Consider the following 22,626-nt stretch of genomic DNA (forward strand, 5'->3'; position numbering starts at 1 on the left):
TTGCTTTTTAATAAATTTAATTTTCATGATGCTCTTCTGGTGTGGTCCCAGTTAATTCTGTATTATCTTGTTGATTATTATGACCAATTCCAAGTTTGTCACGAGCACCTCTTATAGCTTCTTGACCTAGTTTTTTAGTTGCGTTGTCTAATTCATGATTTACTTTTTTAGCTTCTTTATCTATTCTTTTTTTCATATAGACCTCACTTTTAAGTTCTATAATTAGAGTAGCATTTATATTTTTTGTAAGCAATTAAAATTTTACTAGCAAATTCTCCACCGATAAACGAAATACGTTTAAAATAGAACTCGGCATTAGACCAAAGTAAATAATTAGTAGTATTAAAGGAGTTATTGAGATTATTTCATATTTATATAAATCTCTGAAATGCATAATTTCTTTATTGATAATCTCACCGAGCATTACTTCTTTATATAATTTCAGCATATAAACCGCCCCAAGGATTATGCCGAGAGCTGCTATAAAGGTTGCTATTACGTTCACCTTATAAATCCCAAGTAGGCTTAAAAATTCACCGATAAATCCGCTAGTTCCGGGTAGCCCGACAGAGCCGAGCATAGCAATCATAAAAAATGTGGCAAGTACAGGCATTTTACTTGCTACACCACCATATTTAGCTATTTCTTTAGTATGCAATCTTTCATATAAAGTACCGACTATTAAGAATAAGCATGAAGAAATCACGCCATGGCTAAGCATCTGAAATATTGCTCCGCTAACTCCAGCTTCAGTAAAGCTAAAAATACCTATCGTAACATATCCCATATGTGCAATTGATGAATAGGCTATCATCTTTTTCATATCTTTTTGAGCAAAAGCAACAAGGGACGCATATATTATAATAATAACGCTAAGGTAAATTACGTAAATTGCAAATTCTTGTGATACACTCGGAAATAGCGGTAGTAATACTCTTAAAAAACCGTAACCACCAAGTTTTAGCAAAATACCGGCAAGAATAACCGAGCCGCTAGTTGGAGCTTGTACGTGTGCATCGGGTAGCCAAGTATGAAACGGAATCATAGGAATTTTAACGGCAAAAGCAATAAAGATAGCCCACCATAAAATTTGCTGAGCAAATAACGGGATGTTATAGGTAAGTTCAGAAATATAGGTTAAATCAAAACTATGAATGTTGCTGTAAATATAAATTAATGAAAGTAGAAAAAATACTGAACCAAAGAAAGTATATAAGAAGAATTTAAGAGCTGCATATATTCTATTCTCACCACCCCAGATGCCTATAATGATATACATCGGCACTAATATTGCTTCAAAAAAGAGATAGAATAATAATAAATTTACAGAGGTAAATGCCCCTATACAAAAAGATTCCATTAATAAAAAACATACTAAATATTCTTTAATATATTTTTTAACGGTAAATAAGCTTCCGATTATACAAATAAGAGTAAGAAAGGAAGTTAGAGCCACGAAAAATATTGATATACCGTCAACGCCAACATGAAATTCAAGCCCGATTTTATCAAGCCAAGCGTAGCGTTCAACAAATTGATAAGCGGGGTTTGAGGAGTCAAACTCTATTAAAATATAAATAGTTGAGATGAATGTTAAAACAGAACTAAGCACTGCAACATACATTACATATATTGGTTTATCTGCCTTTTTACTTTGACTAATAAACAGCAAAATATATAGCACGCTTATTAGCGGCAGAAAAATACTGATAGATATAATAGGTAATTCTAACATTCTTTTAAGATTTTATGAGTTTTTTTTATTAGTATATGTCATTCCCGCGAGGCATTGTTGCGTGGATCAATTCCACCGCCGTCATCCCGCGACTTGATCGCGGGATCCAGTCCTTTTTTAATTTTTTTCTGGATACCGCGGTCAAGCCATGGTATGACACTAAAAACCTTTCCAAACAAAATAACTAATTGTTACAACAATAAATGATACTATATACAAAGCATAATTAAAAACATATCCTGTTTGTGTTTTGCCGATAAGAACGCTAAAGCAATTAACGACTCGTGCAAAACCGTTCGGTCCAAAACGATCGATTATTTTCTGATCGCCAAGATAAAATAAAGAAGCTAAACAGTTAATAGGCTTCACAATTAAGAAATTATATATCTCGTCGAAGTAATATTTATTTCTTAGAATGTTGGAAATTAATCCAAGGGGTGTCATCCCGCAGCTTGACTGCGGGATCCATTTTTTTTGGATTCCGTGGTCAAGCCACGGAATGACAGTACTTGACTTATATAAGTAAATCCCAATAACAATTCCCACTATACCGACTGCCATAGGTAGTAATTTTATATATAAAGGCGGGTGGCTAATTAGTAATTTATAAATATGTAAATTAAATAGGCTTTCATGGAAATAACCGTTTGGTTTGTCCATAGAGAGTAAATAATAGCCTATCATACCGCTAAAAAAGCTCCCAGCGACAAGTAATATAAGTGGATTATTCATTACTTTAGCCGGTTCGTGAGCATGCTCAAAAACATCTTTTTCTAGCTTAGTTTTGCCATGAAATACCAACATAATAATCTTCATTGAATAAATAGCGGTAAGTATTGCTGCTGCTATCCCAAAAATGAACATAAATGAGCCGCTACTATAAGCCGCTTCTAAAATCGAGTCTTTAGAGTAAAACCCTGCTAAAGGATAAATCCCTATTAGTGCAAGTGAGCCGATTAAGAAATTTCCGTAAGTTACCGGCATTTTATTTCTTAAATCACCCATTTTAAAAATATCCTGCTCGTGAACGGCATGTATTACGCTGCCGGCTGATAAGAATAATAAGGCTTTAAAAAAGGCATGAGTTACTAAGTGAAATATCCCGCTATTATAGGCAGATACCCCGCAAGCCATAAACATATAACTAAGTTGGCTACAGGTAGAGTAAGCAATAATCTTCTTGATATCGCTTTGCATAATAGCAATGCTTGCAGCAAAAAGACAAGTAACACCGCCGATAATCGTAATAAATTGTAGAATTAAAGGGCTATATTCAAACAAATACGAGCAGCGTGCTACTAAGAATACTCCTGCCGTTACCATGGTTGCTGCGTGAATAAGTGCGGATACCGGAGTCGGTCCTTCCATCGCATCAGGAAGCCATACATGTAAACCAATCTGTGCAGATTTACCCATACAGCCGATGAATAATAAGAAGCAAATAATATCTAGAATAGAAAACTGTAACCATATTTTTGTATTAGATAATAATTCTGCAGATGAAAATACATCTTTGTAATTTGCCGAACCACAATAAACAATAATCGTTATTACGCCTAAGATAAAAGCAAAATCGCTGGCTCTATTTGTTATAAAAGCTTTAATCGCTGCTTTATTGGCGGATTCTTTTGAATACCAAAAACCAATTAGTAAATATGAGCAAACGCCGACGCCCTCCCAACCAAAAAATAACTGTAAGAAATTATCACTAGATACTAGCATTAACATAAAAAAAGTGAATAAAGAAAGAAAAGACAAGAAGCGTATAATCCCCTTATCTTCGGCCATATAGCCAAGCGAGTAAATATGCACGACGCTAGATACCCATGTTACGGCTATAAACATTATGCTAGTTAGCTGATCGATATAAATCGACCAATTTACTTTAAAATTTCCAACCTCAATCCATGGTAATAATTTTATATGGATTATATTTCCGTCCAAGCCCGTATCACAAAATATTATTAATGAGAATAAGGCAGATAAAGATAAAAAGCCGGTTGCAATTACTTGAGCTAATTTTTTGTCTATTATCCTTACGAATAACTCGTTTATTATTGCAGAGGCAAGCGGTAACATGATGATCATTATGGAAATATTTTGATACATCATTATCCCCTCATCTGATTAATGTCGGTAATTTCAATTGAGCCTTTATTACGGAAATATATTAGTAATATTGCAAGCCCGATTGAGGTTTCGGCAGCTGCTACGGTTAAGATTATAATACTAAAAATTTGTCCCGATAATTCTTGCATATATACGGAAAATGCAACAAAATTTATGTTAACTGCAAGCAGCATTAACTCAATAGACATTAATATATTGATAATATTTTTGCGATGCATAAATAATCCAAACATTCCGATAGTAAAAACTAAGCTGCTTAAGATTAAATAATGATTAAGCGAAATATATTCATTCATATTTAATATTCTCAACACCTTTATTTAGAATAGGCTTTGTCATTAATACGGTATTTTCTTTATTGTGACGTAGTTGTTTTGATATATCTTGACGTTTTACTCCCTCACGCTTCTTTAGCGTTAACGTAATACATGCAATCATAGCGACAAATAAGATAAGGCCCGCCATTTGAAACGGTAGCATAAAGTCTGTGTAGAGTACGCCTCCTATTGCTTTAGTATTTGAGATATTATTTGTTATGGCAAATGATATATCGGAGCTGAAATTAATATTTTTGGTGCCAAGTAAAATAACTGTTACTAAATCAGCAAACATTATTAGAGCTATAAAAATACTTAAAGCAAGATTTTCTTTTAACTGTGTTATTGTCTTATTAAAATGCATATCTAGCATCATTATCACAAATAAGAATAATACTGCTACAGCTCCAACATAAATCACTATCAGCATCATAGCTAAAAATTCTGCTCCAAGCAAAATCATAAGCCCTGCACCGTTGATAAATGCAAAAATTAACCATAATACCGAATATACGGAATTTTTGCTTAAGACAACGCATAAGCCACTGATAGTTATTAATGTTGCAAATAAATAAAAAAATATAGGCATGGTGTTTATATAGGTTGTGTCTTATCTCTATTTTATCCTCGTAAAACTCGTTTTACAACATTAGGTTCTTTCTCAATAATCTTAAGAAGTAATTTTGCAGCTCCGGTAGGTAATCTTCTGTCTTGTTCCCAGTTTCTTAAAGTTGCAACACTAACTCCAAATGTTGTAGCAAATTATTGTTGTGTTAATTTTAACTTATCTCTTGCTTCATGCACGTCTATATTAGATAATTTTATATCATGTTTATTTGCTTTTAATTTTCCTTTAGCGTATAAAACAGCCTCTTGCATTCCAATTAATATACTTTTTTCGGTTTGATTAGTATTTTTATTATTCATTTTTGCCTCTTCCGACATGTTTTTTGCATGATTTCAATATCATCCCCGCGAAAGCGGGAATCTAGAAAAATAACCTTAATATAAATACATATTTGACAAAATAAACCTATAAAAACAAGTTTTTATAGGTTTTACTGGATTCCTGTTTTCGCAGGAATGACATAGTAAATGCCTATATTCCATCAAACCAACAAAGCATTAGAAGAAAATTTCTCGATCATCGGAGTAAATAAGCTTTCTAGTTCTTTGCGTATTTCTTCTTTGTTTTCTACCTTTTGACCTTCTTTACTTAAAGTTAGCTCGCCTTTTTCTACATGACCAAGTACAGCCTCAATGATTGCTTTTTTATCATGTTTACCGTCCATATATCTAAGTGCAAACTTCTCAAAGAAATTAACGCCGATCGGTTCATGTTTTAAATTTGTAACCCACATAGAAGGTGTATGGGTTGCTTGATGTATTACCATTTTTGTTGTTTTAGGCTTATCAAGCTCAGGGTTATTTCGATGCTTCTGATTTGTAATACTAATATAACCTTGTAATACTAGCTTCATTGCATTATTTAAAAGCTCAGCTTTAATTTCGTTTAATTTAGTATTATGTAGCTTTTTATTAGCTTCAGCGGTTATTTTCTCAAAGCTTAACGGATTATTTAGATTCTCGCTAAAAGTGTATAAAATAGCTTTCATATAAGGCGAACTAGTTGTTAAGTTAGAGTCTTTATTACCGTTTAAGAAGAATTTTAAGGATTCTGAAGCATTATTAAGATCTACTTCTTTGAGTGGTTTTTCAGGCACTATATTAAAGATCATATTAAATTTCGTTATATCATCATTGTTAATATTTCTATTAATTTTCACATCACTATGACATAACAAAGTGGTTCTAAAACGACGATTCGTAATGAAATCCATATATTGTTCAGTTCTAACTATATCGTTCACCGCTTTTAACTGCTCTACTACTTTTGGTGGCATATTACCAAGATACATAGTCGAAAGATTACAATCGGCTAAATATTGTAAATTGTGCTTTCTTGCTTCATTCATAAATTCATGGAAGTAGAATTGAGCATTTTCTTCTTCTAGATGATCATGACGTAAATAATGATCGGTTTGTTTAGCAAGCAGCCCCGCCTCGGTTTTTAATACTTCTGCATAAGGAGTTTTAGAATTCTCTAAGCTATCCTTAACAAATTCTAGTAACAATCTAGATTGAGCTATTCTATCCCGTACATTTGCAAATGAGCTAGAATGATACATCATCATATCTCTAATAGTACGGACCATATTCCAACCCGGTAGCGTATTATAGCTAATATATGCTATTCCGTTTGGGCTAAGATTTTTATTACAAACTTCAAAAATTTTATCTCTAACGGTTTTTGGCACCCAAGAAATTACGCCATGGCAAATTATATAATCAAACTTACCGAAAGAATCATCAATATCGGTTATCGAACAATGATGAAATTCTATATTTTTCAGTCCAAGTTCTTTGACATTTTTATTTGCTTCGTCAATTTGTACCTTAGACAAATCAACCCCAACAAAATGAGCTTTTGGATAAAGAACTGCGTGTGGTATTAAATTACCGCCTGCTGCACAACCAAGCTCTAATATTTTTGAATTCTCGACTTCAGGAGCATTTACATCGAAAAGAGTTGCAAGTGTACTTAAGTGATAGGGGTGGGTAGTGGCATACGGGTAGCTCTCATATGGTACTTCATCATAAGTGTTATGATCTGAAACCGCACCGTTAAGAACTGATTGTATGGAATGTGATTTTTTTGCCGTCTTATCATGACCGTTAGGGGTAGAAGAAGAGTTAGTAGCTTTTGGGGACATATTTTTTCCTTATATAGTTGGATTATTCGTGTCATCCCGCGGCTTGACCGCGGGATGACATTGCAGCTTTCATATAAATATTTCACAGAATTATTAAAATGGCAATCTATAAGTAAATCCTACGCCAAATTCTCCAATGGCTATAGTTTTTTTGATAGGATTTGCCGGCACAAATTGCCCCGTTCTCATATCAAGCGTATCATAATTAATTCTTACTTTTTGCTGAGGTAATAAGTAATGCAGACAATATTTAGTTTGTAAGTTGCTGAGAATTCAATAGCTATCTGTGGATATATTATATAACCTATTTCCCCACTATACATACTTGATTTTTTTAAAATTATTTCGGTATTTGAGTGTTTATGTCGGAATTTACTAACTACCGGTTCAACTATTCCGCCTTCTGCTCCTATATAGAACCCTGTTTCTTTTGCAAAAGCAATGTTATTAAAAATGATGATAGTAATAAAAAATAATTTTAGTAATTTAGTCATTATAATTGCTTAAAAAATAAAAAAATATTATATACTCCCTTTATTAAGGGTCAATCATATTTTTTCTAATTATGGAAGCAATTATACCAAATAGTAATAAAGTAATAGTTACAGTGAGCGAAACATATGCCGGAATCGCTATATAATGATGAATAAATATTTTAAAGCCGATAAATATTAAAATTAAAGCCAAAGAATATTTTATATAACTGAAACGTTCTACAATTTCTGCTAAACAAAAGAATAACGCTCTAAGCCCTAAAATAGCAAAAATATTTGAAGTATAAATTATATAAACATCATTAGTAATTGCGAATATTGCCGGTATACTATCTATAGCAAAGACTAAATCTATTGCTTCTATCAGTACTAGAGATATAAAAAGGGGGGTAAAATATAGTTTGTTATTACGTTTAACAACAAATTTATCCTCTTCAAGATTAGGAGTAATATTTAGATTTTTTACTATTGACTTGTAAATATAAGAATTCTGTATATCAAAAGTTTTATGTGATACATAAAAAGTTTTTATACCGGTAGCAATAAGTATTACGGCAAAAATATATAATAACCAGGCAAATTTATTTATAAGAATAATACCGCAGTAAATCATTATAGCTCTGAATATTATTACGCCTATTGTACCGAAAAATAAAACACGATATTGATATTTCCCGGGAATTTTAAAAAATTGAAAAATAATAGAGATAACAAAAATATTATCAAGTGACATAGCTTTCTCAATGAGAAAGCAAGTATAATATTCACGAGCATGATCTGCCCCCGTATTATAGTAAACATAGATACAGAATAAACAAGCTATTACAAAATAGAAAAGACTAAAAAGTACGCTTTCTTTAAAGCTCATTACGGTATTTTTTTTGTGTATTATTCCCAAATCGAGAATCAGTAAAGCAGCGATTACCGTATAAAAAATAATCCAACTCATTTATTTATCTCTTCATTTTATATTGCATGTGGAAATATAACCCCCCGCCAAACATAACTCTTAGCTGGAATTTTATAGTATTTTCTCCTTGTTTTAAATAACGCTTTATATCAATCGGTAAATTCTTAGCTTGTAATGCTTGACCTTGGTCATTTCCATTGTTACAGTACTTTTTCTCATCTAGAGAATCAACGTTAGTAGGGAGGCTAAGTAGTTTTGTGCCGTTGACATATATTAATGTGCAATCATCATACCATAAATCTTTTACTTCAAAATACTCAATATCGTCCATTATTGCATCTAAAGTTACTTTGAATTCTACAGTATGCAATATTGTATTGCCCGGTTCATTTGTTGCATCTATAAATGCCCCATCCTTTGGAAATGCCATAATGCTCTCCTGTGGTACCGGTTTTTTGTTTAAGATATAGTCACCTATTTTAGTTACCGGATTATAAGGGGTCTCAGGTAATTGGCTTGATGGAAAGTCGTTATAACCAACTTTTATAGGTAATCCTGTAGATTCTCTACAGCCGACATCTTGACCTAAAGGTTCAAACTCGACAACCTTTCTATCAGAATATGACAAACAATGGCGTTCTAAAGGTTTACTAGGATCAATAACTATCCAATTCGTTGGACATTTTCCTTTTGCAAGTTCTCCTATATCGCTTTCAGGCCATTCTGTATTACCGTGATTGTTACCGGAAGGAGCTCCCGCTGTGCTAGGAATTTTAGCACAAGTAGGTACTAATATAGGAGCACAAAGATTTAGCTCTTGCCAAGTTTTATCTCTTACATCCTCAGTCTCAGCTTTATATGTCGGCTCAGGACGAGTGTTTTCATCTCCTTTTGTATATGTCACTGTATAATATTTTGAAGGATCTACCGGTACTAATATTGGTCCTATGTTAGGTTCCGGCTTAATTCTATCTGTATAATCCCTACTTAAAACACATATTGGAGTATTAGTCTTATCGTTATTGGTATAGCATTTACTCGGGATCTTATTTATATTGCAAGTATAAATTGTAATACCTCTTCCTGGACCTGACACTGTTTCTTCTAGAGTACAGCTCGTTAGATCTGTATCTTTTTTACATAAGCCAAGATTTGGATATTTAACGTTATATTTTTTTTTAAAATCCTTACAATTTATAGTATCATTGTTGTTTAGTTTAGCAAGTACACAATTTGTCGAGTCATTATTGTAACCGGGAATAGGTGATCCATCAGGTAAAGTAGGAAGCGGCATAGGATTACAATGTTGGAAATTTTTCGGCATCAAGCAGGCATGCGTTCCACCTTGGATATATTTACCGTTTATATATTCTAAATATTTTAAATATACCGCACTTGAGTCAGGATTTCCATTACTATCATAAGGTTCTTTATCGTCTTTATATTTACCGTGAATAGTCAACTGATTTAGAGCATTTTCTCCTGAAAACGGCATAGCAATATATTTATCTTCCTTCGGATCTTTTGGTGGATCTTTAGGTATAAACGCAACGGAAGAACTATACTTATAACCGGCAAGCATTACTATGCTTTCTGTGTCAGTGGGGTTGGGAGGTGGAGGTCCGGCGTATGCTAACGGCGTTACAAGAGTGCTTGTTTCATCTATGATATTGTTGCCTTCTCTTACTTGTACTGAAGCAATGAATTGCGGTTTATAATAAGCATCATTGAGATTGCTATTATTAGTACAGGTAATTCCGGCATATTGTTTTGCACATTCATAAGCAGCTAAGCTGTAAGAATGATTTGCTCTCGGTACGCAATCTATTAAATTACCGGACTCAAATAAGCAAATATTATTAGGATTTTGCTTATCGTCTTCGGTATTACTAATAGAGACATAAAGCTTTCTATCTTTACCGTTATTGTCTTTTAAGGTGACATCTGTCTTTATAGGTATTAAGCTAGTTGTATCTTGTTTTTGTACCTCAGGAAATTTTACGCTTACATCCTTAAATTCGCCGATATTAACTCCCCATACTTTTTGGCAGGTAGTTGAATTAGAACTTGGACAGTCCGGTATATCGCTTATGTAGTAATCGCTAGGTGTTTCTACATTTCCAATTTTCTGCGAATATACTATTCTAAATCCCTCATTACAACCGTTAGCCGTAACACTACATGGCGTAGGAATTTCTGTATTAATACATGGAGTGCCGCCTGAAGTATTCTTACACGATTTGATTAAATCTTTAAAAGCCGTATTAGTATGAGTAATTTTTGCTGAAGAAAAATCTATATTACGTGGTTCTACACAAGTTTTGAGGTCAGAGGGAGAACTCGTGCAAAGTGGAACAAGATTGCTAAAGCTAACACGTATGGTATTATTAACAATATTGTTTTTAACATTAATATTAGACGGCACTACACAAGCCGGACTAGTAGAAGATTGGTCAAACTTGCCGCTTGCATCTTTTATGCTACATACATTATTAGCACTAGCATTAATGCTAATATAATCTAAATTTGGACAATATGGCGGTGGAAAAGGTCCTAAAGGTAATTGTACACAACCAAAAGAATAGCTATCTACAGAACCGTTTAATGACCCAAGTGCTTCAATAATTTTTATTATTAAATCAGGAAAAAAATTAAAAATCTTTCCTATTGCATTAAGTATTGATTGAAGTACTTTTATAAATTCTGAATCTTGATCTATCATACCAAGAAGCTGCCCTAATAAACTTGGTAAACTTGCTCCTTTTACCATTTCAACTAAAAATTTTAATACTTTTGCAATAGGGCTAAGTTCATTAGTTTGATGAAGAGGTTGACGATTAGGATTCCAGTCCATCGGATCAAGATGTACACCGGAATCTGAAACAAGGTTAACAAGTCCAGGATCGCTATAAGCACAAAGTTTAGGAGATTTTAAAGTAACTATTTTTCCGTCTACACCGATTATCTTATTATCACTTTGCGTGTAACCGACTTTATTGAGATGTACTCCATCGGTATAACCTGGATCTGCAGGGGAAGGTGTAGTATTTATTCCGGGAGGCGGAGGCATATCCGGTACGGCAATTCTAGCACAAACTCTAGTTAGAGGTAGACCGTAACCTGTAGGCCATAATACACATTCTCCATCCCAATTTAAAGTAGAGTTTTGGTGCCAACAAGCTGCGGCATTACAGCTTTGAACTCTAATACGAATTTTTGGAGTAAAGTAATTACTATCAGGGGCTTCTTCCGCACATCTATTGAGTAAAAAACCGATAAATGTACCTGGGTAATCAAATTTTAATAAACAAGTATCATTATCGCGACCGTCGCTTTTATTCCAAGGAGGACACAATGTGTCTGGTTTAAAAGGTCCTCTTTTTACTTCATTTTTGCTGCCCTTATTCCAAATTTCCGTTCTCTCACTTTGACCGCAATTACATGGATCGTTAAGACAATCTACTATATCACCCCAAATAGATGCATATACATTAAATGAGAAAAATGAAAATAAGAAAAATAGTAAATATTTTTTTAACACTTTGAGTATTCTTTATGCTCGTTGTTTTTATAGTTCATAATAAATTATTGTCATCCTGCGAGCTTGTAGCGGGATCCAGTCCTTTTTAGTTTTTTTGGATCCCGTGAATAAATCACGGGATGACAGAGTGAAATATTAGTTCGTATTTAACTCATTATATAGGTAATTAACCCAATTATCCGGAGGACCTTGGTGTTGTTCAAGTATTTTTTTATAAATATCCATTTCCTCTTGTCTGCTTGATAAAATACGGACAATTCCTATTAAAGCGGCAATACTTAATTCAGAAGCTATCGATTCATTATCCTTACTAATTAAGAACATTCTTGCAGAAAGTATTAGCTGTGATAATTTTCGTGTTTCCGGCTCGCTTAAACCTAAAATTTTATCTAAATCTTCTATTTTAACGTCAGACGGTAAAATAATTTTAGTATTAATTAAATCAAGCCAAGGTTTTATAGTATATTTTGGATATGACTTAAGATAAATAAAATTGAAATTACTGACGAAAATACCGTTATTTTGAGATAAATTATTATAGATTAAATTTATATTATCATAATAAACCTCAGGTCTGTAAAGTTTATCAAAATTATCGGCAGCAAATATTTTAGGTTTTCTGCCAACTAGGCTTAAATGATAAGTAAAAGCATAAATTACTGCTGCACTAATACTTTGGTGCTTCTTTAAATTATTATTAAATTGTTCTAAAAATTTTCTCTCCGTCGGGTAAAATTGTTTAGAAAACAGCTCATCAGAAAGTTTATATAAATTAAATCCTATAACTTTTCCTTCTTCAAGGTTAAGAGACGGTCCATCAAATAATCCATAATATAATTGTTCTTCGGTAAAAACTTTAAGTTTATCAAGTATTTGTATTCCTCCTTCCTCCTTAAAATCTTCTAATTTTAAAATATCGGAAAAAATACGTTTTTCTTTTTCAATTGATAAAATTTTATTTTTTAATTTCTCTAGAAAGGATATCTCTATTTCACTAAGAGGTGAAATATAATGACCACTGATTAATTTTAAAAATTCTAAAATGAAGGCTTGTGATTTTTCTGTATCATCTACTAAAAATGGATTGATAATTTGTTTGTCCGGTTCTAACCATTTGCCTTCTATTGCCTCGATAAAAATTTTAGAATCATTATTATTAGAGATATAAATTATTGTTGGATCGTATTTAGTCGATTCTGATATTAAAAAGTTCAATAATACGGTTTTGCCGGTTTTCCCCGTACCAAAGATGCAAGTATTACCTTTATTCGTTTTATCATGAAAATTCATGAAATATGGAGTACCTTTCTCGGTTCGTAGTAAAGTTATAGCCTTACCCCAAGGATTATATTGATTACCGAGTGTAGTATTATGAAGAGCGGTAAGAGAAGCAATATGTTCTACGGATAATGGTGACATTCTACGTATAAAGGCAAAGTTAGCAGGTAATTGCGACCAAAATATTTGCTCAATATTAAGATCTTCTTTTACATGAATAATACCAAGTTTAAAAAGTTCGGTTGATGCTTTAGTTACGGCTGCATCTAGTTTATTTTCATCTTCTTCTATAACGGCAATTGAAATTTGCTGATTACAAAATTGAAAATCTAAATTAGCTGCATCAAGCTTATTAATCCCTTTGTGATTAAGTAAAGTTGAGTCGTTAGTAATTTTTAGAATATAATCTTGACCACGCAATTTGGATGTTACTTGTTTTTTGCTAACAAAGTAAAATATTTCAGTTATTATTAATTCAATAGGTAACTGTAAAAATTTATCCAGTGTATTAGAAGGAGTTTCTTGATATTCTTTTATAGATAGTAAAGAAGCGAATTTATTATTTTTCTCATGATCCGTAACTACCATTTTATTGCCGCTAATTGTATAAATACTTCTACCTAGTGCATCGGATAAATCTATTATAGGTACCAAACAATCATTATTATTAAGATTAGCTATTCGATTATATAAAAATAAAGGATTAGAAAAAACATTATCATTTTCAAATATCATGCCGAGTTTTTCAGCACCAAATTCGTTTAAATCGTTTAAAATATTATTAGTGATATTTTCTAATTTTTGAAAAGCTGAATCTAAGTAGTTATTTTCAAAATCAGTAATTAATTTATTAGATAAAGAATTTATTAAAGAGTTAAAATTTTTGATGTCAACTTTAGCAGAATCATGTACTATAGATATATATAAAGTATTAACGAATTTATCATTCCAATGGTTTTTTCTTTGCCATAGTGCATGAATATTTGCCGGTAATAATTTTTTGTAAGGAGTGGAATCGTCTAAATTTTGTTTTTCTCGTATTGTATGTAGCCAAAAAGCAAAATCATAATCGGTTATATTCTTTTTTATAGAAACTCTAACCATTTCACGTAAATTTTGTATGTTATTGCTTATTTTCTCTGAGTTAATGCCGTGTATTTTGATAATTTGTAGTAATTTACCGTCTTTGGTAAGTAAAGTATTTTCATTATAATGACATGCTATAGGTATAAAATTAGGAGCATTATAATTATATATATCTTTGTCAAATTTTCGTAAATCACTAAACACAAATAACCTGAATTTAAATTATCGTTTTGTATACTATGTAACATTTGGGATGTCATCCCGCGACTTGATTGCGGGATCTAGAAATAACTTAACAATACTAATCTATTTTATTATTAGTAATTGGATACCGTGGTCAAGCCACGGGATGGGATGACACAGAGTCATACAACGTCGTTTCCTACATGACGATGCCAATTTTTTAAATTAAACGAGTATACTACAAAACTTTACCTTATTATTTATATTTAATAAACAATTATTCACTATATGTAGTGATTTTTTGTAACCCTCCCATGTAATTTATCAAGACATCAGGTATAGTTATTGATCCATCTTCATTCTGATAATTTTCAAGTATTGCAACCATAGTTCTTCCGATAGGTAATCCTGAAGCATTTAAAGTATGAACTAAGGTAGTTTCATTACTGCCGAATTCCTTATATCTTGCTTTCATTCTACGTGCTTGAAAATCTCCACAATTAGAACAGCTAGCAATTTCGCGATATTGCTTTTGTCCCGGAAGCCATACTTCTATATCATAGGTTTTTTTTGCCGCAAACCCCATATCTCCGGTGCAAAGTAACATAACACGATAAGGAAGATTCAGTTTTTGTAAAATAGTCTCTGATGCATTAGTTATATATTCATGTTCGGTTTTTGACTCTTCCTGAGTAGTAATAGATACAAGCTCTACTTTACCGAATTGATGTAATCTAATCATACCTCTTGTATCTCTACTGCTACTACCTGCTTCTGATCTAAAGCACGGGGTGTAAGCAACATAACGCATCGGTAATTTTTCTCTCGGTATAATAGTATCGGCGACTATATTTACTAAAGATACTTCTGCGGTTGGAATTAGTCTGTAACCATTTGTTGTTGCAAAAGACTCTTCGGCAAATTTAGGTAGTTGTCCTGCATTATACATAGCATTATCTCGAACTAATATCGGAGGTGATATCTCAAAGAAGTCAAACTCTTTAGTATGAACATCAATCATAAAATTAATTAAAGCACGTTCTAGCTTTGCTAAATCACCTTTTAACGTTACAAATCTAGCTCCTGAAATTTTAGCAGTTTGTTCAAAATCCATTAAATTTAATTTTGTACCTAGTTCAAAATGCTGCTTATTCAAAGCATTTGGATTTGTTTCTCCGTAAGTACGAACTAATTTATTCATACTTTCATCAATTCCGTAAGGTACTTCTTCGTCCGGAATATTAGGAAGCATATTTAATAGTTCATTTAATTCGTTATTATTATTTAGATCCTGTTCGAGTTCTTCCAATTTCTCATTTATATGTTTGACATCTCTTTGTAACCCTTCAAACTCTTCGCCGCTTTTAGAGGCCATATTACCTAAAATCTTTGATTTTACCTTACGTGCATGCTGAAATTCTTGAATTAAACTTGTAATTTTTCTTTTCTCTCCGTCGAGCATAGCAATTTTACTAGACATAGGTTCAATAAATCTTTGGCTAAGCTTTTCATCGAATAATTCTTGATTTTCTCTAATCCATTTGATATTTAACATTTAGTGTCCTCGGTTTTTCTATAAAATTACATATCATTATTGAAGTTTCATATAATAAAAGTATCGGTATTGCAAGAGCAAACTGGCTTAAAATGTCAGGAGGCGTTAATATTCCTGCAATAATAAAGTTAATTACCACGGCAATGCGTCTTTTTTGCTTAAGTGTTTGTACCTTAACTATTTTTAGTATATTTAATATTATTATCACGACCGGTAGTTGAAAAGCAACTCCAAAAGCAATAATTAAATGAATAACTAAATTTAGATACTCGCTAATTCTTGCTTCCAAAACTATCGGTACTATCATATTACGTTTTTCAAAACTAAGAAAAAAATTCCAAGCTTTTGGCATTACAAAGTAAAAAACAAAAATACTACCGCACCAAAATAAAATAGGCGACATAAAAAGAATAAAAGCGATAATTTTTTTTTCATGGCGGTGTAACCCGGGACTGATAAATAAATAACACTCCAAAGCAATTATAGGTATAATAATAGTAAAAGCAGTAAAAGCTGCAAGTTTAATATAGGTAAAAAATGCTTCTGTAAGCCCTGTATAAATTATATTTCGTACCGTATCACCGCTTAGCTTAGCAAGCGGTTTTAATAAAAAACTATAAATATAGTCGCTAAAATAATAGCAAATAGCAAATATAATTATAAAAGCAGTAAATATTCTAAGAAGCCTTATTTTTAATTCTAATAAATGTTCTTGAAAACTATATAGTTTCATAAAAATTCTGACTCTTCATTTCGCAGAAATATATATATTATAAACCTTTTTTAATAATTGTCATATCTTTTTAGAAATATTCACAAAGCCTAGTTTCTTTCTATATATTTTATAAAATATCGGTATAAATAACATGCTAAACAGAGTATTACCTAAAAAGAATACAGGCCAAGTAAGATATTTTGCACAAATACCGCCAAGGCTAGCTAGAATAATACGGCTAAGAGAGCTAAAAGATGCAATAATAGAATATTGTGTGGCAACAAATTCACTATTGCAAAGGCTAGCAAAATAGATAGAGATAATAGTTCCTGCAAAGCCTGCACAAAAATTTTGTACTGTAACGGTTATTATAAATGTCTTTATATCATAGCCGATAGTAGCAAGAATCATAAACATAAGAGGTGATAATAATTGAATAACTCCACCAATTAAGACACTATGAAATATACCCATTTTTGTAGCTAAAACGCTGCCTAAAGCTCCCCCGACGATCATGATTAGTAACCCGTAAGCTTTGTAAATAACGGCAATTTCATGAGTAGTAAAACTTAAATCTAGAAATAAAGGAGAACTCATAGCCATAGGTATAGAATCCGCAGCTTTATATAAAAAGATAAACAATATAATTAGCAGTAAATATTGCTGTTTATTTTTTAAGGAGATAATACTTTTTTTAATAACTTCAAAATATTGTTGTAATCCTATTAAATTAGTGGTTGTATTACGTATTTCTTTTGATTGTGGTTCTTTGATACACAAAATTACTATAGGTCCAATTAGAGTAATGAATAGAGCAAATTTATATACTGTATTCCAGCCGAAAATAATTGATGAATATAAAGCACCGACGCTACCAAGTAACATACCTAAACGAAACCCTATGCTACTAAAGGTAAAAGCCATTGAAAGCTCTTCTTTCGATGTAGGTCTCTCAATTCTATATGCATCAAGTACAATATCTTGAGTAGAACTGCAGAATGAAATAATAAATAAGATAACGGCAGTAATATATAAATTATTACAAGGGCTTATGTTTAAGAACCCCGTCATTGCTAGGATTAAACATATTTGTGCTACTAATGCCCAGCCACGTCTGTGACCGAATTTAGAACATAAAAAAGGTATAGAGTATTTATCTATAAAAGGTGACCATATGACCTTTAAGCAATACGGAAAAGCAGCTAGTGATATCGAACCTATTATATCAGTGGTGTATTTTGCTTCGGATAATTGATATGGAACTGTAAAAAAAATTAAATTGAACGTAAGACCGGAAATTAAGCCTAAAAGTAAAATACCGATTAAATATGTATGGTTATTTATGTCATTCCTGCGTGAATTGATCTTCAACGTCATTGCGAGGAGAAACTGTAAGTTTCGACGAAGCAATCCAGTAAAAAATTCTAATTTACAGAATTTTTTATTATTTTTTCTGGATTGCCACACTCCTTTCAGTTGTGGCTTTGTTGCATGGCTCACTTCTACCTCTGTCATCCCGCGAGCTTGTAGCGGGATCCAGTTAAAAATACTAATATTATTAGTATTTTTAGTTGTTTTCTGGATACCGTGGTCAAGCCACGGTATGACACCGAACACGTTTTTTGAGCCATGCAACAACGCTTTCAGTCGCTCGTAATGACAATTAGGTACACACGCAATAATGCCTCGCAGGAATGACATAAAGGAATGATTAAAAATTTTGTACACGAAATCTAATAGCTTTATAGTTACTTAATATTTCATTTTTAGGGAGTAAGGGGCTACTTTGGAAAATATTTTACCGACTACTGGTATTTTAGTTACAATAGTGCTGATTAAGAAAAAAGAAGGAATAACATTTCCTTTAACCATAATTAATTGCTGCTTGGTATCAATATTACCTTTCATAGTAAAATCAAAGAACGGTCCATGTGCTTCCGTATCAAAAATTGTAATTATATTTCCTCTATAATTAAATTTACCGGTCATATCTTCAAATAAAATATTTTTATTATTAGTTATTGAACTAAGAAAACCCGGCAATGAAACAAAGGAAACAAGGCGTGTTAAAAAAGGAGTATCGACTACCGTAAAATGTTTTATAGAAAATTTGCCGTCTAATATCGGCACTATTTCACCTTTTTTTACTTCATATCTTTTTGTATTTAAGTTGATATTAATCTGACCGTTTTGCATAGTGGTATACATTCCGAGTCCCTTGAGCAATGCTCCGGCATTATCGGATTCAATTAGCCATTGTTCAAAAGTGTCCTTAGCGGTAAGCGACATCTTAACTTTTTTATTGTCGATATTAGCATTTAGAAAACCGGAGAAACACCGCACTTTATCACATTTAATTGCTAAATCAAGATTACCTAGAATTATATTATTTTTTAAAAGTATTTTTGATATATTAGTTTTTAAATTAATATTACGTGTAGAATCTCCCTCTTTTTCTAAAAACTGCATCATATTAGCATTTGATAAATCTAATCCGCTTCCATAAAGTTCCGTATTAAGATTATGGTTATCTATGATTATTTTTCCTTTTAAATCCGTATGATTATGTTTAACAGAGGCTAGATTAATATTATAAATATTTTTCTTAATTAAGGCATTACCGTTAATTTTTAGATTATCCTGCCCTAAAAGGTTAAATTCAATATTTCTATCGAAATTTTTATCATTTAATTTAGTATATAAATATAAATTAGCTTTTTTATATAATTTTTTATGAATGGATACTTTATCTATATAAAATTCTAAATTATCAAGATTAGAATTAACGGTAATAAAGCTCTCATTATTATGCTGTTTTTTATACTCAAAATTTAAAACGGTGCTGCCTGAAATTAATTTAAATACTCCTAATCTTTGATTATTTGCCGCAATATTACTTTTTATTTTAAGTAAACACTCATTATTCTTATCCGATATATCATGATCATAAGTAAAGCTGCTTGCATAATTATTAATTTTACCTTTACCGCTAATATTTAGTTTATTGTCTTTAAAGCTACCTTTGGCTTCACCGTTTTGTAATAGGATATTATTGTTTAAGGTGTTAAAAGAGATATTTGTTAATGTCGACAAAATATTATAGCTATTAGGGATATTTGGGCTAATAGGAATTATTAGCTCTATTATTGAATTTGCTGTTCCTTTGATTTTTTTAAGATCAATATTTTGATATGCATCATTTGGAACAAAGGCAATTAAGTCGTTAATTTCACCTTTAGCAGTAGCATTAAAAACAAATTGTGATTTATCTGGTCCTTCCCATTTGAAAGTCATAATACCGTCTGAAACGAAACTTTTACCGCTATATGCTTCATTAATTAGAAATTTTATTTCCAGTCCTGAAATGATTATATTAGTATCAACTTTAGTTAAAGGCGGTAAATCTTTATGATATTTATATTCAAAATTCGAGATATGTAAATTTGCTTTTAAATTATCTTCTACTAAAATATTTTTTTTTAAAAATTTTTTATCTAATTTAATATTTAGTTCTCCGTTTTGGATGTAACCTTGTTTTATATGTTCTCGCAAATATGAGATTATAGGATTATCCGGAATAATTTTTTCGACTGTTTGATAAATTATTAAAGGCATATTTGCGGTAGCTGCACTTGCGTCGATATTTTTATCGGTTATTATACCGTTTAGTGATAAAAAAGCTTTATCCCCAAATGTAAGTTTGCAATTAACGGTCTTTGGATTATCTTTAGAATAGGTGGTTTTATATGAGCATAAAGCATTTCCTAGCGGTAAGCCCGCTCCTTGCTCATCGGTTAAGATATCACTTTTTATTGAAGTTAACCGTATGTCGGTTAGGGAATCTTTTTTAATTATATTTAACGAATAATCAGCGGTCGTTGAAGTATTTATAATCTCTTCATTGTTATTTGAGATTACGGAAATTTTATCAATATTAAAATTGGCTTCTATTAATGAATTAGAAAAGAAATTTTTGAAATTAAAGAAAAGCTTAAAATCGTTAATTTCTCCTCTAGCATTATCTATAAGACTTAAGGAAATTTTATCTATGGATAATCGGTTTTCTTTAAATTCTAAATTATGTAGTACAGCCTTTATATCATTTTTACTTAAATAAAATTCAATTATTTTTTTCAAAGGTTCATTTAAGTGTCCTTTATTTGCACTATAAACAGTTAGAGTTATAGCCAAAGATAATGAAATTAGAATTATAAAAATACTAGTAAAGGTTTTTTTAATAAAATTCATTTGAGCTTGTAAATCTATTGAAATATGATAAAAGCTTTATATACTCGATCAACTTCAAAAATTGGCTACGTCATCCTACAAGTACTGCGGTACTCACGTATTAAGTATACGCTCCATTCCTCGTCTTGTGGATTCCTTGCTCTTTTTGAAGTTGATCTTCGTCTATACTACTCTTCATTTATTTGAGGTATACACTTGGAATATAACGTATAATTTAAAAATTTAATATAAAAATCACAAAAAATTATGAATATTACATTTATCGGTAGCGGATATGTGGGATTAGTCTCAGGTATTATTATGGGCTATTTAGGTCATAATGTTACTTGTCTTGATAATGATGAGGTTAAAATATCCAAATTAAATAAGCAAATATTACCGATTTATGAAGCTAAACTTGATGAGTATCTTAAGCAAGTTTTAGAATCTGATAGGTTAAAATTTACAAATATTTATAATAATGAACTTCAAAATGCCTATGCAATATTTATTACGGTCGGCACGCCTTCAAAAGAGTCGGGAGAAGCAGATTTAAAATATGTCTATGATGCTATTGATAAAGTTTCTATGCATATAAATAAAGATTGTTTAATAGTCATAAAATCTACTGTTCCGCCTGATAGTTGCAGTAATATTATAGCTTATTTAAAATCAAAAGGCTTTTCATTTAATGTTGCTTCTAATCCTGAGTTTTTAAGAGAGGGCAGTGCGGTAGAAGATTTTTTATATCCTGATCGTATAGTTATCGGTGTAAATAATAAAGAATCAGAGGAAATATTACGAAAAATTTATGCACCTTTAATAGAACAAGGTGCAAAGTTTGTGGTTACCGATTTAGTGACGAGCGAACTTATTAAATATGCTTCAAATAGTTTTTTAGCTACCAAAATTGCTTTTATTAACGAAATGGCTGATTTATGTGAAAAAATCGGCGGTAATATTAAAGATTTATCTAAAGGTGTAGGACTTGATCAAAGAATCGGTCAAAAATTTTTAAATGCAGGACCAGGTTTTGGTGGTTCGTGTTTTCCAAAAGATATTCTAGCATTAAATAATCTTGTAGAAAATCATCATATCGATTGTAAGCTTCTTAAGGCAGTAATTAAAAGTAATAAGCAGCGTCCAAGTAATATGGTAGATAAGATAGCTACTTTGTTAGACGGAGATTTAAAAGGTAAAAATATAGCAATTTTAGGCTTAACATATAAAGCAGGAACAGATGATGTTAGAGCAAGTCCTGCCATCGAAATTGTAAAGATCTTATTAAATAAAGATGTATATGTTAAAGCATTTGATCCTATCGGTCTTGAAAATGCTAAAAAGAATTTGGAACATAAAAATTTGCTATATTTAGATTCGGCAGTTGAAGTTTGTAAATCAGTAGATATTATAGTTATTGCAACTGAATGGTCAGAATTTAAAGAACTTAATTGGCAAGAAATTTATGATTTAGTAAAATCTCCGATAATCATTGACCTTAGAAATATACTAGATAATGAAGCAGTGAAAAAAATCGGTTTTAGATATTATGCAGTCGGAAGTAAAATTTAGTCTTTGTAATTGTCATCCCGCGACTTGATCGCAGGATCCAGTCTTTTTAAATTTTTTTCTGGACCCCGTGATCAAGCCACGGGGTGACACAATGACATGAATACAATAA

General features: G+C 31.6%; 15 protein-coding genes and 1 pseudogene. 1 reads left to right on the plus strand and 15 read right to left on the minus strand.

Features of this window, described 5'->3' with window-relative positions; genetic code table 11:
• Positions 1 to 16: 16 nt before the first annotated feature.
• The 15 genes and pseudogenes from REIS_RS01070 to REIS_RS01140 all read right to left on the minus strand — a co-directional run bounded on the left by REIS_RS01070 (position 17) and on the right by REIS_RS01140 (position 20,966).
• Positions 17 to 196, minus strand: coding sequence for a hypothetical protein (locus REIS_RS01070; RefSeq protein WP_173400493.1), 180 nt, complete (start codon positions 194 to 196; stop codon positions 17 to 19).
• A gap of 57 nt (positions 197 to 253) precedes the next feature.
• A complete protein-coding gene (locus tag REIS_RS01075) occupies positions 254 to 1,735 on the minus strand; it encodes an NADH-quinone oxidoreductase subunit M (RefSeq protein ID WP_008579400.1) in 1,482 nt (493 codons plus the stop codon).
• Positions 1,736 to 1,894: 159 nt separating this feature from the next.
• Positions 1,895 to 3,814 (minus strand): NADH-quinone oxidoreductase subunit L, encoded by a 1,920-nt coding sequence (nuoL, locus tag REIS_RS01080; protein WP_241760909.1) that lies wholly within the window; start codon positions 3,812 to 3,814, stop codon positions 1,895 to 1,897.
• A 32-nt stretch (positions 3,815 to 3,846) separates the two neighbouring features.
• On the minus strand, positions 3,847 to 4,161 hold the full coding sequence (nuoK, locus tag REIS_RS01085; RefSeq protein ID WP_010421133.1) for an NADH-quinone oxidoreductase subunit NuoK: 315 nt from the start codon (positions 4,159 to 4,161) through the stop codon (positions 3,847 to 3,849).
• A complete protein-coding gene (locus REIS_RS01090) occupies positions 4,154 to 4,771 on the minus strand; it encodes an NADH-quinone oxidoreductase subunit J (RefSeq protein ID WP_008579405.1) in 618 nt (205 codons plus the stop codon). The genes nuoK and REIS_RS01090 overlap by 8 nt, the downstream gene beginning before the upstream one ends.
• Before the next feature lie 173 nt (positions 4,772 to 4,944).
• The gene (locus tag REIS_RS15310; protein WP_233466325.1) at positions 4,945 to 5,109 is read right to left on the minus strand and encodes a hypothetical protein; all 165 of its coding nucleotides are present in this window, start codon (positions 5,107 to 5,109) and stop codon (positions 4,945 to 4,947) included.
• A gap of 182 nt (positions 5,110 to 5,291) precedes the next feature.
• The gene (locus REIS_RS01100) at positions 5,292 to 6,956 is read right to left on the minus strand and encodes a methyltransferase regulatory domain-containing protein (protein WP_008579407.1); all 1,665 of its coding nucleotides are present in this window, start codon (positions 6,954 to 6,956) and stop codon (positions 5,292 to 5,294) included.
• Positions 6,957 to 7,049: 93 nt separating this feature from the next.
• Positions 7,050 to 7,450 (minus strand): annotated as a pseudogene (locus tag REIS_RS01105) (hypothetical protein).
• A gap of 43 nt (positions 7,451 to 7,493) precedes the next feature.
• A complete protein-coding gene (locus tag REIS_RS01110) occupies positions 7,494 to 8,399 on the minus strand; it encodes a TerC/Alx family metal homeostasis membrane protein (RefSeq protein ID WP_008579410.1) in 906 nt (301 codons plus the stop codon).
• A 4-nt stretch (positions 8,400 to 8,403) separates the two neighbouring features.
• Positions 8,404 to 11,901 (minus strand): hypothetical protein, encoded by a 3,498-nt coding sequence (locus REIS_RS01115; RefSeq protein WP_008579411.1) that lies wholly within the window; start codon positions 11,899 to 11,901, stop codon positions 8,404 to 8,406.
• A gap of 135 nt (positions 11,902 to 12,036) precedes the next feature.
• The gene (locus REIS_RS01120) at positions 12,037 to 14,469 is read right to left on the minus strand and encodes a VirB4 family type IV secretion/conjugal transfer ATPase (RefSeq protein WP_008579412.1); all 2,433 of its coding nucleotides are present in this window, start codon (positions 14,467 to 14,469) and stop codon (positions 12,037 to 12,039) included.
• Between the two features lie 256 nt (positions 14,470 to 14,725).
• Positions 14,726 to 16,003, minus strand: a complete 1,278-nt coding sequence (gene serS, locus REIS_RS01125) for a serine--tRNA ligase (protein ID WP_008579413.1) — start codon at positions 16,001 to 16,003, stop codon at positions 14,726 to 14,728.
• A complete protein-coding gene (gene tatC / locus REIS_RS01130; RefSeq protein WP_008579414.1) occupies positions 15,981 to 16,736 on the minus strand; it encodes a twin-arginine translocase subunit TatC in 756 nt (251 codons plus the stop codon). The genes serS and tatC overlap by 23 nt, the downstream gene beginning before the upstream one ends.
• A 60-nt stretch (positions 16,737 to 16,796) precedes the next feature.
• Positions 16,797 to 18,446, minus strand: coding sequence for an MFS transporter (locus REIS_RS01135; protein WP_008579415.1), 1,650 nt, complete (start codon positions 18,444 to 18,446; stop codon positions 16,797 to 16,799).
• A gap of 24 nt (positions 18,447 to 18,470) precedes the next feature.
• Positions 18,471 to 20,966 (minus strand): AsmA-like C-terminal region-containing protein, encoded by a 2,496-nt coding sequence (locus tag REIS_RS01140; RefSeq protein WP_008579416.1) that lies wholly within the window; start codon positions 20,964 to 20,966, stop codon positions 18,471 to 18,473.
• A 246-nt stretch (positions 20,967 to 21,212) separates the two neighbouring features.
• Between REIS_RS01140 and REIS_RS01145 the strand changes: the two genes are divergently transcribed.
• On the plus strand, positions 21,213 to 22,517 hold the full coding sequence (locus REIS_RS01145) for a UDP-glucose dehydrogenase family protein (RefSeq protein ID WP_008579417.1): 1,305 nt from the start codon (positions 21,213 to 21,215) through the stop codon (positions 22,515 to 22,517).
• Positions 22,518 to 22,626: the final 109 nt, after the last annotated feature.

Source organism: Rickettsia endosymbiont of Ixodes scapularis (assembly GCF_000160735.1).
GTDB classification, from domain to species: Bacteria; Pseudomonadota; Alphaproteobacteria; order Rickettsiales; family Rickettsiaceae; genus Rickettsia; species Rickettsia tamurae.